The 13,343-nt window shown below is 71.4% G+C and carries 12 protein-coding genes and 1 pseudogene; all 13 read right to left on the bottom strand.

The window, feature by feature from the left end; all coding sequences use genetic code 11:
- Positions 1 to 114 precede the first annotated feature (114 nt).
- Positions 115 to 999, bottom strand: coding sequence for a DUF5926 family protein (locus E1166_RS13250; RefSeq protein ID WP_132338832.1), 885 nt, complete (start codon positions 997 to 999; stop codon positions 115 to 117).
- A gap of 62 nt (positions 1,000 to 1,061) precedes the next feature.
- Positions 1,062 to 1,478: an ATP-binding protein gene (locus tag E1166_RS13245; protein WP_207914210.1), complete on the bottom strand. Its 417-nt coding sequence runs from the start codon at positions 1,476 to 1,478 to the stop codon at positions 1,062 to 1,064.
- A 68-nt stretch (positions 1,479 to 1,546) separates the two neighbouring features.
- Positions 1,547 to 3,004, bottom strand: coding sequence for a PAS domain-containing sensor histidine kinase (locus E1166_RS13240; RefSeq protein WP_132262371.1), 1,458 nt, complete (start codon positions 3,002 to 3,004; stop codon positions 1,547 to 1,549).
- 50 nt (positions 3,005 to 3,054) lie between these two features.
- On the bottom strand, positions 3,055 to 3,846 hold the full coding sequence (locus E1166_RS13235) for a glycerophosphodiester phosphodiesterase family protein (protein WP_132262369.1): 792 nt from the start codon (positions 3,844 to 3,846) through the stop codon (positions 3,055 to 3,057).
- Positions 3,847 to 3,856: 10 nt separating this feature from the next.
- Positions 3,857 to 4,192, bottom strand: a complete 336-nt coding sequence (locus E1166_RS13230) for a rhodanese-like domain-containing protein (RefSeq protein ID WP_132262367.1) — start codon at positions 4,190 to 4,192, stop codon at positions 3,857 to 3,859.
- A gap of 64 nt (positions 4,193 to 4,256) precedes the next feature.
- Positions 4,257 to 5,195, bottom strand: a complete 939-nt coding sequence (locus tag E1166_RS13225) for an LCP family protein (RefSeq protein WP_207914208.1) — start codon at positions 5,193 to 5,195, stop codon at positions 4,257 to 4,259.
- A gap of 197 nt (positions 5,196 to 5,392) precedes the next feature.
- Positions 5,393 to 6,604 carry an LCP family protein gene (locus tag E1166_RS13220; RefSeq protein ID WP_132338828.1) on the bottom strand — a complete coding sequence of 404 codons (1,212 nt, stop codon included), beginning with the start codon at positions 6,602 to 6,604 and terminating at the stop codon, positions 5,393 to 5,395.
- A gap of 275 nt (positions 6,605 to 6,879) precedes the next feature.
- Positions 6,880 to 8,112, bottom strand: a complete 1,233-nt coding sequence (locus E1166_RS13215; protein ID WP_132338826.1) for an LCP family protein — start codon at positions 8,110 to 8,112, stop codon at positions 6,880 to 6,882.
- Positions 8,113 to 8,189: 77 nt separating this feature from the next.
- Positions 8,190 to 9,164, bottom strand: a complete 975-nt coding sequence (locus E1166_RS13210; RefSeq protein WP_132338824.1) for an NAD-dependent epimerase/dehydratase family protein — start codon at positions 9,162 to 9,164, stop codon at positions 8,190 to 8,192.
- Positions 9,165 to 9,255: 91 nt separating this feature from the next.
- On the bottom strand, positions 9,256 to 10,929 hold the full coding sequence (locus tag E1166_RS13205; RefSeq protein WP_132338822.1) for a cation acetate symporter: 1,674 nt from the start codon (positions 10,927 to 10,929) through the stop codon (positions 9,256 to 9,258).
- Positions 10,907 to 11,278 carry a DUF485 domain-containing protein gene (locus E1166_RS13200; RefSeq protein ID WP_132338820.1) on the bottom strand — a complete coding sequence of 124 codons (372 nt, stop codon included), beginning with the start codon at positions 11,276 to 11,278 and terminating at the stop codon, positions 10,907 to 10,909. Before E1166_RS13200 ends, E1166_RS13205 begins: the two co-directional genes overlap by 23 nt.
- A gap of 219 nt (positions 11,279 to 11,497) precedes the next feature.
- Positions 11,498 to 12,028: pseudogene (locus tag E1166_RS13195) on the bottom strand (flavin reductase family protein); the annotation flags it as partial.
- Between the two features lie 183 nt (positions 12,029 to 12,211).
- Positions 12,212 to 13,246: a hypothetical protein gene (locus tag E1166_RS13190; RefSeq protein ID WP_132338816.1), complete on the bottom strand. Its 1,035-nt coding sequence runs from the start codon at positions 13,244 to 13,246 to the stop codon at positions 12,212 to 12,214.
- Between the last annotated feature and the right edge of the window lie 97 nt (positions 13,247 to 13,343).

Here is a 13,343-nt window from a genome sequence, read left to right as displayed (position 1 = left end):
GACCCCGGCCACGCCCCTGTCCCCGAGCCGCCTCCCGTCCCCGGGCCGAGGCGGTGTCGACGGTCAGGGCGGGCCTCTTCAGACCCGTGCCCGTACCTGTAGTGGGCGGGGAGGTCAGCGCAAGGTGAGCTGGCGGCCGAGGAGACCCTGGCGGGCCCGGCGTCCGGCGGCGTCCAGCGCCCCCTGATCCGCCAATGCCTCGGCGTACCGCTTGGCGAACTCGGCGACCGGCGCTTCCCAGTCGGCGGCCGGGGCATTCTCCGGTAGATCCCAGACCGGCACCAGCCGGCCGTGTGCCCGGAACATGCCGGCGAACCTCGTGCCCTCGCCGAGCGTCAGCGTGCCGGCGGCGGAGAGCCGGGACAGCGCGTCCAGCGCGGTGTCCTCGTCCTCCGGCAGCACCCAGCGCACGTGCGCCTTCTCCGGCACCTGGCACCAGTAGGCGGCGCGGGCGGCGGTGAGCTTCACCGTCGGGTAGACGGCGGCGTTCGCCCGCTCCAGGGACGCCTGGACGGTCGGGTCGTCGGACGCCCCCGGATCGAGCCAGAACTCGAAACCGTCATGCATGGTGATGTCGAGCGGGCCGTCCACCAGGATGTCCTGCAGGCGTGGGCCGGGGGCGGGCAGCGGCGGCACGGACACCTGGCCGCCCGGCTCGGTACGCAGCGCGCAGAGCAGGGCGTCGGCCAGGTCCCGGGAGACGTCGCCGGACTGCTGGTGCCGCTGGAGCCCGATGAAGATTCGTCCGTCCGGTTTCGTCATCACCGGTGCGGCCATCGGCAGCACGGTGGCCAGGGTGACCGGGCGGTCACCGTACTCCTCGACCAGCTCCGGAGTGAGCCGCAGCGGCGCCGAGGCGGCCGGCACGAGCTCGCGCAGGGCGATCCACTCCGGTTCGTCCACCAGCCCCTCGAACGGACGGGGCACGAAGATGTCGCGGACCTTCTCCCGGCGGGGAGCGGCCTCGCCGGCGCGCTGGTTCTTTCGACGCTTGCTCACGGCGACACAGCCTAGAGGCCGCCACCGGACGGTGTGGGCAGGACCCGCCCCCGCGGTCGGGGTCAGCTGGCGGCGGCCAGGGCGGCCGGCGCCACGGTGACCGGGTCGAACTCCGCCCAGACACTCTGCCCCAGACCGTCCCGGTGGACCCCCCAGCGGCTCGACAGACCGGAGACGATGTGCAGGCCGCGACCGTCGATCGCGTCCGGGTCGGCCATCCGGACCAGCGGCCGGGCTGCCGCGCCGCCGTCGGTCACCCGGATCGACACGCTCGGCCCCGCCGGCGTCGGGCGCACCCGCCAGGCCACCCGGACCACCCCGCCGGGCAGCGGGTCGGCGTGCCGGACCGCGTTGCCCACCAGTTCGGCCAGGACCACCACGAGATCGGCCAACAGGGACCTGGGCACCGCCCCGGCCAGCTCGTCGGCGAGTCGGCGCCGGGCCACCCGCGCGCCGGTGGCGTGGTGCGGCACGACCACACACCATGAACGTTCGACCGCCTGCGTCGACACCCTGGCTTCCTCTCACCCCCGGCCGGACCGGTTGGTCATCCCCGTGGCAACCGCACCTCTGCGACCGTACCGCCACCGCTTCTCGGTCGAAGGGATACCCATCCATTCTGCTGTTCAACGATCCGGCGGACGAGATAGAGGCCGAGCCCGGCACCCGGGTAGCCCCGGCGGTCCCCGGATTCGCCCTGCCAGAACCGGTCGAACGCACGCTCCACGTGCTCCGGGCGGATGCCGACGCCCCGGTCGCTGACCCGGAACGAGACGGTCTGTCCGTTCGTGTCCGCGGTGACCTCGATCAAGGAACCCGGTGGCGAGTACTTCCCCGCGTTGGTGGCCAACTCGGTCAGCACCGTGGCGATGCTGCGCCGGTCGCCGAGGGCCCTGGGCAGATCGGCGGGAACGTCGAGGACCAGCCGGTGGCGCAGGTCGGCCGGAAGGTCCGGCACGGTGGCCCGCAGCGCCGTGCCGAGGTCGAACGGGACTGCCGCATCGCCACCGGCGCACACGTCGGTGGCGGAGGTGAGCAGCCGGTCGACCAGCCGGGCCAGCTCGTTGGCGCGCTGGCCGATCACCCGGGCCGCCGCCCGCCGGTCGGCCTCGGTCAGCGACTCCCAGTGATCGGTCAGGGTGTCCGCGTACCCCTTGATCACGGTGACCGGCGTCCGCAACTCGTGGCTGGTCACCGCGACGAAGAGATCGTGGTCGGAGGTCCGGCGCTGCTGGTCGGTGATGTCTCGGAAGGTGACCACCCGCAGCGCACCCGGCCCGGCCAACTCCCCGGAGGTGACCCGCAACCAGCGACCGTCCGGCATCCGATGGTCGAGCACCTGGCCGGACGGGGGGAGTGGAAAGGGCAGCGGCCGGTTCAGCGCCTCCCGGGGAGAGCAGCCGGTCACCTGCGCCGCCGCCGGATTCCAGAGCCGGACGTGGCCGTCCCGGTCGACCACGGCAAGCCCGTCGGCGAGGGCCGCCACCACCGGCCCGTCACCATGCACCGGCAGCCCGCTCTGGTCGCCGTACATGTGGGCGACGCAGGCGGCCAGGTAGCCGACCACCGCCTGCCCGCTGCGGTCCTCGGCCTCCTCGGCGTCGGTGTAGAGCGCGTGCAAGCTGCCGACGGTGAGCCCGCCGATCTCGGATCGGGCCACCACCATCCGGCGCAACCCGCGCGCGGCCAGCTCACCGGCGAGCGGCCCGGGCAGGTGGTCGACCTGTACCTGCCGCACCCGGGGCCCGGTGAGCAGACAGACGGTGGCCGGGTCGGTGGCGGGCAACGGTCGCCCGACCGCCCACTCGGCGTTGCCGCTGGCCGCGATGACCCGGCCGCCGCTCGGGGCGAACTCGACGAAGGCCAGGCTGTCCGCACCGAGGGCCGGCCGGGCCACCTCGAGCAGTCGGGTGAGGACGGGCAGCCCCGCGTCACCGGAATTGATCATGTCGATCACCGTGCTGTGGCCGGCGATCAGGGCGGCGAAATCGGTGCGCTCCGGCATGTCCCGAGTGTGCCCCCTCGAACGGAGCCCGGGCACCCCTGCCGGCGGCCTCACCGGCCCAGTCGGGCCAGCGTCCGGGCCGGCCGATCGGTGATCACCCCGTCCACCCCGGCGTCGAGGACCAGTTCCAGGTCCGCCGGCTCGTTCACCGTCCAGACGTACACCTGGTTGCCGGCCGCGCGCAGCGCCGGCACCAGCTGGGGGCGGGCCCGGACCAGCCCGATGCCGGGGCCGGCGATCCGGGCGCCGAAGGGCAGCCGACCGAGCCGCAGCCAGCGCGGCAGTATCTCCAGCAGGAGCACCGTGGGCAGCGCCGGCGCGAGTTCCCGGATCCGGCGGACGGCCAGCGGTGAGAACGACATGACGGTGACCTGCACCGGGTCGTCCGGGCCGGGCTCGGCGAGGCCGAACCGGCGCAGCAGGGCGACCAGTCGGCGTTCCACGTCCCCCCGGTAGCGGGAGGGGTGTTTCGTCTCCACCAGCAGCCGGACCGGTCGCCCGGCGGCCAGCACCGCCTCCAGCAACCGTTCCAGGGTGAGCAGGCGGGTGTGTGTCTCGTCCAGCACCTCGTCACCGTCGGCCGGGACGCACCCTGGATGCCAGGACCCGAAGTCCAGCGTCTCCAACTCGGCGAGGGTACGCGCACTGACCAGACCGTGACCGTTGCTGGTGCGGTTCAGCCGGCGGTCGTGCACACAGACCAGGTGCCCGTCCCGGGTCAGCCGGACGTCGCACTCCAGGCCGTCGGCGCCCTCGTCGAGGGCGCGCAGGTACGCCGCCAGGGTGTGTTCCGGAAGGTCGGCCGACGCGCCGCGGTGCGCGAAGACCAGCGGATCGCCCATCTGTCGGCGCTCAGACGACCTGGCCGGGCTGCCCGTCCGGGCCGACCACCGGCCGGCCGGCGGCGGCCCACTGCCGCATCCCACCGTCGGCGTTGCGCACCTGCTCCCATCCCTGGTGCAGCAGGTAGCCGACGACCTGCGCGGAGCGCCCGCCGGAGCGACAGATGACCGCGACCTCCCGGTCGGTGGGCACCTCGGCGAGCCGGGCCGGCAGTTGCATCATCGGCAGGTGGTGGGCGCCGGGAGCATGGCCCGCCGCCCACTCGTCGTCCTCGCGGACGTCGAGCAGGTAGGTCTCGTCGTTGATCTCGGTCACGGGCACGCTGGGAACCTGGGGTCCGAACACGGGTACCAAGCCTAGATCCTCGCTCGGTCGGTCGGCATCGGCCGGGTTGGTGCGCCGGCACCGGTCAGAGCCGGGTGACCCAGCGTGGGTGCGCGGTCGCCCAGTCGGGCACCCGATCTGCCCGGACCGCTCCGAACAGCCCACTGCCGGCGTCGTCGAGCACCACGTACGAGCCCGCGCCGATGGTCTGCGGGTGCGACGGCAGCTGCACCCCGCGCATCGCGTCCGCCGGCAGTGACCGCAGGGCGACGACCAGCTCCTGAAGGGGTACGCCGTTGGTGTCGACGGTCAGCGAGCCGCCCACCGCCCGGAGTACCCGGTCGAGCTTGACCGGGTCGCCGCGCAGGTCGGTCTGCCCGGCCTTGTCGAGCAACGCCCGGAGCAGTTGCTGCTGGTGCCGCTGCCGGTCGTAGTCGCCGCCGGGCAGGTCGTAGCGCTGGCGGACGTAGTCCAGGGCCTGTGCGCCGTTCATCTGTTGGCATCCGGGTTGGAAGACGGTCCCGGTGTGGATCGAGCTGACCTGGGTGTCCACGCACATCCGGATGCCACCGAGCAGGTCGATGACCTGTTTGAAACCGGTGAAGTCGACCAGGGCTGCGCCGTCGAACCGGATCCCGGTCAGCCGGGTCAGGGTGGTGGAGAGCAGCCGGGTTCCGCCGCGACCGCCGCCGCCGTGTTCGTACGCCGCGTTGATCTTGTCCTGGCCGCCCGGGTACCCGTTGCCGGACGGGATGGTCACGAGCAGGTCCCGGGGGACGGAGATCAGGTACGCCTGCCGCATGCCCGGCGGCAGGTGCACGATCAGGATGGTGTCGGAGCGCTGGTCCGGGTGCGACGAGTCGGTCCGCCGGTCCGTGCCGACGAGTAGGTAGTTGAGTCCCTCGTCGAGGTCGGTACGGGGTTGCCGGGCGTCCGGTGCGAGCAGTTCCTCCCGGCTGACGGTGCGCTCGTACCGGTTGCTGAGCGTTCGCATGCCCACCACCGCCAGCGCGGCCAGCAGCACCAGGGCGAGCCCGACGCCGAGCAGGATTCGCGGCCAGCGGGCGGCCCGGCGGCCGGGCGGCGGTGCGTCCGGCCCCCGGTTGGTCCGCGTTGACCTGGACGTGACGCCCTCCCCGTGGCCGTGACGTGAGGCTTTCTCAATTCACGGTACGGGTCGGTCGGGGCCGGTCAGGCGGGTTTCCGGGTATCCGGTACGGGTCAGCGCCGGGTGGAGAGGACGGTCGGGTTGGCGTACACGAACTCGGCCAACTTGTCCTCCTTGACCGCCTTGAACATCTCCAGCGTCTGCTCGCTGAGCGCCTCGCGGTTGTTGGCGTTGCCGTGGAAGGTGCCGCCGTTGGTGCGCAGCATGGTCAGCTCGTTCGCGCTGATACCGCGCAGGGCGAAGATCAGGTCGGCGACCGGTACGTTGCCGGTGTCCAGGACGAACGCCTTGCCGGCCGCCCGGATCAGCTGGTTCACCTTGATCGGATTGGTCAGCATGCCCTTGTCGGTGGCCTTCTTCGCCATCGCCTTGATCAGTTGCTGCTGGTTCTGCTGCCGGTCGTAGTCGCTGTTGGGCAGGCCGTAGCGCTGGCGGGAGTAGTCGAGCGCCTCCAGGCCGGTCATCTGCCGGCAGCCCTTCTTGTAGACCACCGGGGTCATCGGCCGGCCGGTCTTCTTGGCGTCCGCCTTCCACATCTGCTTGCCGTCGACCATCACGGTGTGGATCGACTTGACCTCGTGACTGACGCAGATCCGGACGCTGCCGAGGGTGTCGATGACGTTCTTGAAGCCGCCGAAGTTGATGATCGCGGCGCCGTCGAAGCTGACCCCGGTCATGTTCTTGATGGTCTGCGCCATCAACTGGGCGCCGCCCTCCCAGCCGCCACCGTTGCGCGCGCCGGCCTGGAAGGCGGCATTGATCTTGTCGGTGCCGCCCGGGTAGCCACTCTTCTTGAACGCCGGGATCTGCGCCTCGGTGTCCCGGGGAATCGAGATCATGTACGCCTGGTCGTGACTGGCCGGGATGTGCAGCACGATGATGCTGTCGGCGCGGACGTCGTCCGCGGCCCACCGCTCGCGGGCGTCCACGCCCAGCAGCAGCATGTCGATCGGGCCCTTCAGGTCGGCCCCGCCCTCGGCGTCGGTCTTGCCCGCCCCGCCGAGCAGGTTCTTCTGGGCGATGTTGCCGGTGGCCTGGCTGATCAGCGCCTTGCTGCCGACGATCGCGACGCCGCTGGTCATCATCAGCACCGCCCCGGCCACCACGGTCAGCCGGGCCCAGAGCGGATCCTTGCGCTTGGTGCGCTTCTTCGCGCCGCCGGTGCGCTGCCCGCCCCGACCGCCCTGCTTCGGGATGGTCGCCGACGGCCGTGCGTAGGGATCGGATTCCAGCGATGTGGGGCGGGGGCTGGTCTGAACCGGCATGCGTGCTCCAGCTCGCGTGGTCGGGGGGCGGGACCACTTTACGTACCGCTTCCCGTCAAGGCGAGATCGTCACACGCTCAATTCCCAACTATTCGCACAGTTGCGGCGCGGGTTCAACCGAACGGATGAGTCAATGCGTACGCACGGTGGTTGGCCGACGATGATCTAGCCATCGGGAACGGCACCTCCGATGACATCCGTCGAAATCTCCCGGCGACATCGGTCACCGATGACCCGACGGCGGCGACCACGCCGGTGGCCGCCACCCGGCGTCGTCAGGTGCCCCTGGTCTCCGGCTTCTGGTTCGCCGCCACCCACTCGGCCATGGTGTCCGCCGACATCGCCCGGTACATCGCCAGCGCCTTCTCCCGGTCCGAAACCACCACCGACTCTCCGTTGATGGTCTCGCTGCCCGCGTTCGGGCTGGTGAGGAAGGTCAGGTTCTCACCGCGCAGGTTCCGGAACTGCAACGCCATGTCGGCCAGTGAGAAGTCCCTGTCCACGGTGACCGCGTCGGTCACCGACTGGAGGAAGGCGTTCAGCTTCTTCGGGTTGGTGAGGGTGCCCGTGCTCGCCGCCTTGTCCATCAGGGCGCGCAGGAACTCCTGCTGGTGTCGCATCCGACTGAAGTCGCCGTCCGGGAACTGCTTGCGCTGGCGGATCCAGTCCAGCGCCGTCGCGCCGTCCATGTGCATGGTGCCCTTGGTGAACTTGCGGTACGGCTTGTGGATCGAGGTGATGGTCCGGTCCACCTTCAGGTCCACGCCGCCGAGCGCGTCGGTGACCTCCTTGAAGCCGCCGAAGTCGATTGCCATCACGTGGTTGATCCGCACGTCCGTGAAGCACTCCACGGTGCGTACCGCCAGCGGCAGGCCGCCGAAGGCGAAGGCCGCGTTGATCTTCGCGCGTTGGCCGGAACCACACTCCGCGCCCGCGCTCTCCGGGATCGGCACGTACAGGTCACGCGGGATGGAGACCAGATAGGCCGACTTGTGGTCGGCGGGGATGTGCATCACGATGACGGTGTCGGCGCGCCACTGGCTCTGCCGGTCCACCGGCGCGTCCGGGTCGCGCGAGTCCGAACCCACCAGCAGGATGTTCAGCGCCCCGTTGACCGCCTTCGCCGGCCGCCCCGCGGTGATCTCCGCAAACGGGTCCGTCCGGGCCAGGCTCTTGTTGAGGTTGCTGGTGTAGAGCCAGGCACCACCGCCGCCGAGCAGGGCCAGCACCAGCACCGCGATGCCCGCGACGAGGCCGATCCGCCGCCAGCGTGGTCGCGGCCCCCGTCGTCCGGCGCCACCCGAGCCGCCCCGTCCGGGCGGCGAACCGGGACCGCCCGGACCGCCGGCCCCGCCGTGACCGGGCAGGTCGTCGTAGGCCGGATACCACTGCGCGTCGGGCTGCCGGGCGCGCCCGGAGGCACCACGGCCGGTGCCGGATACGGAGGCGCGTCCGGAACTGCGGTGCAGGTACGGCAGCGGGACGCCGTCGGACGATGTCGCGGACATGCACCTCAGCGTACGTAGCCGAGTCGAGTGATGCCCGAAGGCGAATCGCCGGTCGTGCCCCGCGTGGCGCGGGAGGGTTACCCTAGGCGGCCGCGGAAGTGCGCGATCGTGCGTCGGAGGCCCTCTTCGGGCGACACCGTGGGCTGGTATCCCAGCAGCTCCCGGGCGAGGGTCAGATCCGGCCGGCGCATCTCCGGGTCGTCCGCGCTGCGCGTGATGTACGTCACCGTCGAACTGCTGCCGCAGAGTGACACGATCGTCTCGGCCAGTTTACGCATGCTCATCTCGTGCTCGGTTCCGCAGTTGATCGGACCGGTCTCGGTCGAGTCGAGCAGCAGCAGGATGCCACGCACCAGGTCGTCGACGTAGCAGATGGAGCGGGTCTGGTTTCCGGTGCCGTGCACCGTGAGCGGCTCGCCGCGCAGCGCCTGCGAGATGAAGGTGGGAATGGCCCGACCGTCGTCCGGGCGCATCCGGGGGCCGTACGTGTTGAAGATCCGGACGATCGCCGCGTCCAACCCCCGGCTGCGGTGGTACGCCATGGTGGCCGCCTCGGAGAAGCGCTTGGCCTCGTCGTAGACGGCCCGCACCCCGATCGGGTTGACGTTGCCCCAGTACGTCTCGCGCTGCGGGTGCTCCTTCGGGTCCCCGTACGCCTCCGAGGTGGAGGCCATCAGGAACCGGGCGCCGTCGGTCAGCGCGCGGTCCAGCAGGTGCAGGGTGGCCACCGAACCGACCCGGAGGATCTCCACCGGCAGCTTCTCGAAATCGGTGGGGCTGGCCGGCGAGGCCATGTGCAGGATGGCGTCGAACCGCTCGGCGAGCGCCGGGTGGGCCGGCAGCCCGTCGGAGATGTCCGCCTCGACCAGGGTGAAGGTGGGCGTGTCGAGCAGGTGCGCGACGTTCTCCTTGGTGCCGGTGACGAAGTTGTCGAGCGCCACCACGGTGCAGCCCCGACCGGTCAGGGCGTCGACGAGGTGGGACGGCACGAAACCGGCGCCGCCGGTGACCAGGACACGGTGACCGGCGCCGAACCGCGGAGCAACCTTCATGCCGGCCAGCCTAATCGCCGAGGTTGACCCCCACGCGGCGGCGGGGGCCCGGCGCGTCCTGCGCCGGACCCCCGCCGGGAGGGGGAGACCGTCAGTGGGCTCCCGCGCCGGTGAGGGCGCGCACCTCCAGCTCCGCGTACTTCTCCTCGTCGTGTTCCTTGGAGATCACCGTGCCGATCCAGCCGCAGAGGAAGCCGAACGGGATCGAGATGATGCCCGGGTTGGACAGCGGGAACCACTGCCAGTCGTGGTTGGGGAACATCGCGGTCGCCGAGCCGGAGACCACCGGTGAGAAGAACACCAGCACCACCGCGGAGAGCAGACCGCCGTAGATGGCCCAGACCGCGCCCGAGGTGTTGAACCGCTTCCAGAACAGGCTGTAGAGGATCGCCGGTAGGTTGCCCGAGGCGGCGACCGCGAAGGCCAGCGCCACCAGGAAGGCGACGTTCAGGTTCTGCGCGTAGATCGACAGCGCGATCGACACCGCGCCGATGATCAGGGCGGAGATCCGGGCGACCGCCACCTCCCGCCGCTCCGAGGCCTGGCCGCGCTTGATGACGTTGGCGTAGAAGTCGTGCGCCAGGCTGGACGACGACGCCAGCGTCAATCCGGCGACCACCGCCAGGATGGTGGCGAAGGCGACCGCCGCGATGATCGCCAGCAGCGTCGCCGCGCCCAGGTTGCCGCCGAAGAAGTCCATGCCCAGCGCCTCGGCGAGCTGCGGGGCGGCGGTGTTGCCGGCCTTGTCCTGCGCGGTGATCGCCTCGCTGCCGACCAGCGCCGCCGCACCGAAGCCGAGGGCCAGGGTGAGCAGGTAGAAGGTGCCGATGATGCCGATCGCCCAGAGCACGCTCTTGCGCGCCGCCTTCGCCGTCGGGACGGTGTAGAAGCGGATCAGGATGTGCGGCAGGCCCGCCGTGCCGAGCACCAGCGCGATGCCGAGCGAGAGCAGGTCCATCTTGTTGTAGAAGGTCTGCGTCGGGTCCCCGGCCACCTCCCTGCCGTAGCGCAGGCCCGGTTCGAGGAAGGCGGCCCCCTTGCCGGAGGCCGCCGCCGCGTCGCCGAGCAGCGAGGACAGGTTGAACTTGTACTTGGCGAGCACCAGCAGGGTCATCAGCAGGGCGCCGGCCATCAGCAGGAACGCCTTGACGATCTGGACGTACGTGGTGCCCTTCATGCCGCCGACCGTGACGTAGATGATCATCAGGGCGCCGACCAGGATGATGGTGGCCACCTTCGCGGTGGCGGCGTCCATGCCGAGGAAGGTCGTGCCAGGCTTGATGCCGAGCAGCAGCGCCACCAGGGCACCCGCGCCGACCATCTGAGCCAGCAGGTAGAAGATCGACACGGTGATGGTGGAGACGGCCGCGGCGGTGCGGACCGGACGCTGACGCATCCGGAAGGCCAGCACGTCGGCCATCGTGTACCGGCCCGAGTTGCGCAGCAACTCCGCGACCAGCAGCAGCGCCACCAGCCAGGCCACCAGGAACCCGATCGAGTAGAGGAAGCCGTCGTAGCCGTAGAGGGCGATGATGCCGGCGATGCCGAGGAACGAGGCGGCCGACATGTAGTCGCCGCCGATCGCCATGCCGTTCTGGAAGCCGGAGAAGGAACGACCGCCGGCGTAGAAGTCGGTGGCCGTCTTGGTCTGCCGGCTGGCCCAGATGGTGATGCCCAGGGTCACCGCCACGAAGGCGAGGAAGAGCACGATGGTCAGGTTGCGGGCGGTGCCGCTCCCCGCCTCAGCCGCGAGCACCGTCATCATGGCGCACCTCCCCCATCTCGGCGCGGATCCGGTCGGCGATCGGGTCGAGCCTCCGGTCGGCGTACCGCGAGTACAGCCACGCGATCAGGAACGTCGAGACGAACTGCAGCAGGCCGAAGACCAACGCGACGTTGATGTTGCTACCGAACAGTTTCGTGCCCATGAAGTCCCGCGCGTACGCGGAGAGGATCACGTAGAGCGCATACCACAGGAAGAACGCGACGGTCATCGGGAAGACGAAGCCGCGCAGCGCGCGGCGCAACCCGGCGAACTCGTCCGACCGCTGTACGGCCAGGTATCTTTCCGCCGCCGACTCAGCCGGGGCGGACGGGGGTGTGTCCGTGGACATCTGTGGATCACCACCTTCACAGGCTTCGGGAGTTTCGCGCACGGTAGAGAGCACGTCTCCCGGCCGGGAAGGCGGAGATCGACCACGGCCGGTGAGTGCGCCGAACGGTCCACTGCGTGCGCCGAGTGACTCAGGTCACTCCGCTAACCGGTCGGCCGCAGTCATCGGGCCGCCCCCGTATCCCGTCGCCGGCCGCAGCGCTGGCACCGAGCGAGTCGGTCAGGTCAACTCGCGGTAGCGCCCCCGGTAGTGCAGCAGCGGAGTGGTCTCCTCGGCCAGGTCGACCGCCTCGACGGTGGCCTCGACCAGCAGACCCCAGCCGAACTCCCGGACGGTGTCGAGCCGACAGCCGGCCCAACCCCCGGCGTCGGACGGAACCGGGCCGTACGGGGTGTCGGTCCACGAGCCGCTGGCGAACAGACCGCCCGGCGACGGGAAGAGACCGGCGAACCGGTCGGCGAGCTGGCGGTGCGGCGGGCCCAGCGGGGAGACCGCGAACCGTCCGGCCTCCTCCACCGCCGCCCACAGGTCCGACTCCGGGTCGACCAACCCGAGCAGCCGATCCGGTTCGCCCTCGGCGACCAGCGTGGACGACACCGTCAGCCCTGCGGGGCCGGGCGCGGTCCACAGGGTGACCGGCGCGGCGAGACGTCCGCGCAACCGGCGTACGGGCGAGCGCTGCCCGGCCGGCACCGCGAACGGATCGGTGTGATGGATCTCTGCTCCCGGCTTCGGATTCACGTGAAACATTGTGCCGCCTCGGTCCGGTGCTTCGGCCTGCCTTCATCCCGGGCGCGGGTGGCTCACCGGCCTGCCTTCGTCTTGCGCGAATGCCTCACCGGCCTGCGGCATGTTGCGGCATCCGGTTCTCGGGATACCGCAACATGCCGCATTCGGCGATCAAACCCGGCCGTGGCCGGCGGTTGGGACGGGTCAGCGGGCGCTGGTGAGGGAGGCGCAGTCGGTCTCGTCGGGCAGGAGGGGCCGGAGGGTGACCCGCCACCTCTTTCCGTTCGAGACCCAGGGGGTCAGCACGTTCGCCGTGTCGGCGGCGTCGAGCAGCGGCTTCACCTGCTCGCCGGTGACCGTCACACAGGTCAGGCCGGTGGACGCGCTCAGCGGCGCCCCGGGCAGGGCCGGACCGGGCCAGGCCACCTCGGGCTGCCGCCCCGCCTCGGCGTCGGCGACCCAGGGCTGGGCGACGGCCGCCACGGCGGTTGGCCGGTAGGGCTGCGGCGGTGCCGTCGACGCACCACCCGGGGCTGCGGCAGGGCCGCCCGCGCCCGCCGACACGCCACCCGGGGCTGCGGCAGGGCCGCCCCGGCCCGCCGGCGCGCCGCCCGGGGTCGCGGAGGACCCGCCGGGAATTGCCGACACGCCGCCCGGGACCGCGGAAGGGTCCGCGACCGCTGGCGCGCCGCCCGCGACGGCGGTCGCGTCGGCCAGCGACTGGGCGAAGGTGCGCAGCTTCTCGCGGGCCGCCCGTTGGTCGGCGTTGAGTCCGGCCTCGGCGGGGCCGGTCATGTCGAGGGCCTCGACCGTGGTCTCCTCGACACCGGTCGGCCCGCGCAGCGAGAAGCGGGTTGCGGGCACGTCCGTGACCGACGGTCTGCCCAGGTCACCGACGGTGCCCACGCCGGCCGCCCGGGCCCGCTCGACGATCCGGTCGACCTCTGCGGCGGAGAGCGTGACCACCTGGACGTTGGGCAGGGCCGGCGCGGGATGGCGGAGCAGAGTCGGACCCTGCACGATCACCCGGCCGTCGCCGTACACGGTGACGAGCGGCAGGCGGGTGGCCAGATGCTCGGGGGTCACGTAGCCGCCCGTGTGCTCGATGCGGAGTACCACGGCGTCACCGGGGTACGTGGGTGCGGCGGGGCCGGTCGGATCGCCCTGCTGCGCGCAGGCGGTCACCAACAGGATCAGCGGTAGGACCGCTGCCCCGCGTACGGCGGAAACAGTCGTCATGCCGGTCTGACGCGACCGTACCCCGGATCGTTCCCGACGCCAGGTGCCGAATCACCCGAACGGAGGCCGTACGCCGCCCCGACCGAGCCGGCCCGTC

This window comes from Micromonospora sp. KC213 (assembly GCF_004348325.1).
In the GTDB taxonomy this organism is placed as follows: Bacteria; Actinomycetota; Actinomycetes; order Mycobacteriales; family Micromonosporaceae; genus Micromonospora.
The sequence above is the reverse complement of the archived record's forward strand: the minus strand, read 5'-3'. Positions and strand labels throughout refer to the sequence as shown.

Coding starts and splice junctions, on each gene's coding strand:
- E1166_RS13190 (WP_132338816.1), bottom strand. CDS start 13,246: ATGACGACTGTTTCCGCCGTACGCGGGGCAGCGGTCCTACCGCTGATC.
- E1166_RS13220 (WP_132338828.1), bottom strand. CDS start 6,604: ATGCCGGTTCAGACCAGCCCCCGCCCCACATCGCTGGAATCCGATCCC.
- E1166_RS13205 (WP_132338822.1), bottom strand. CDS start 10,929: ATGATGACGGTGCTCGCGGCTGAGGCGGGGAGCGGCACCGCCCGCAAC.
- E1166_RS13215 (WP_132338826.1), bottom strand. CDS start 8,112: ATGTCCGCGACATCGTCCGACGGCGTCCCGCTGCCGTACCTGCACCGC.
- E1166_RS13200 (WP_132338820.1), bottom strand. CDS start 11,278: ATGTCCACGGACACACCCCCGTCCGCCCCGGCTGAGTCGGCGGCGGAA.
- E1166_RS13240 (WP_132262371.1), bottom strand. CDS start 3,004: ATGCCGGAGCGCACCGATTTCGCCGCCCTGATCGCCGGCCACAGCACG.
- E1166_RS13235 (WP_132262369.1), bottom strand. CDS start 3,846: ATGGGCGATCCGCTGGTCTTCGCGCACCGCGGCGCGTCGGCCGACCTT.
- E1166_RS13210 (WP_132338824.1), bottom strand. CDS start 9,164: ATGAAGGTTGCTCCGCGGTTCGGCGCCGGTCACCGTGTCCTGGTCACC.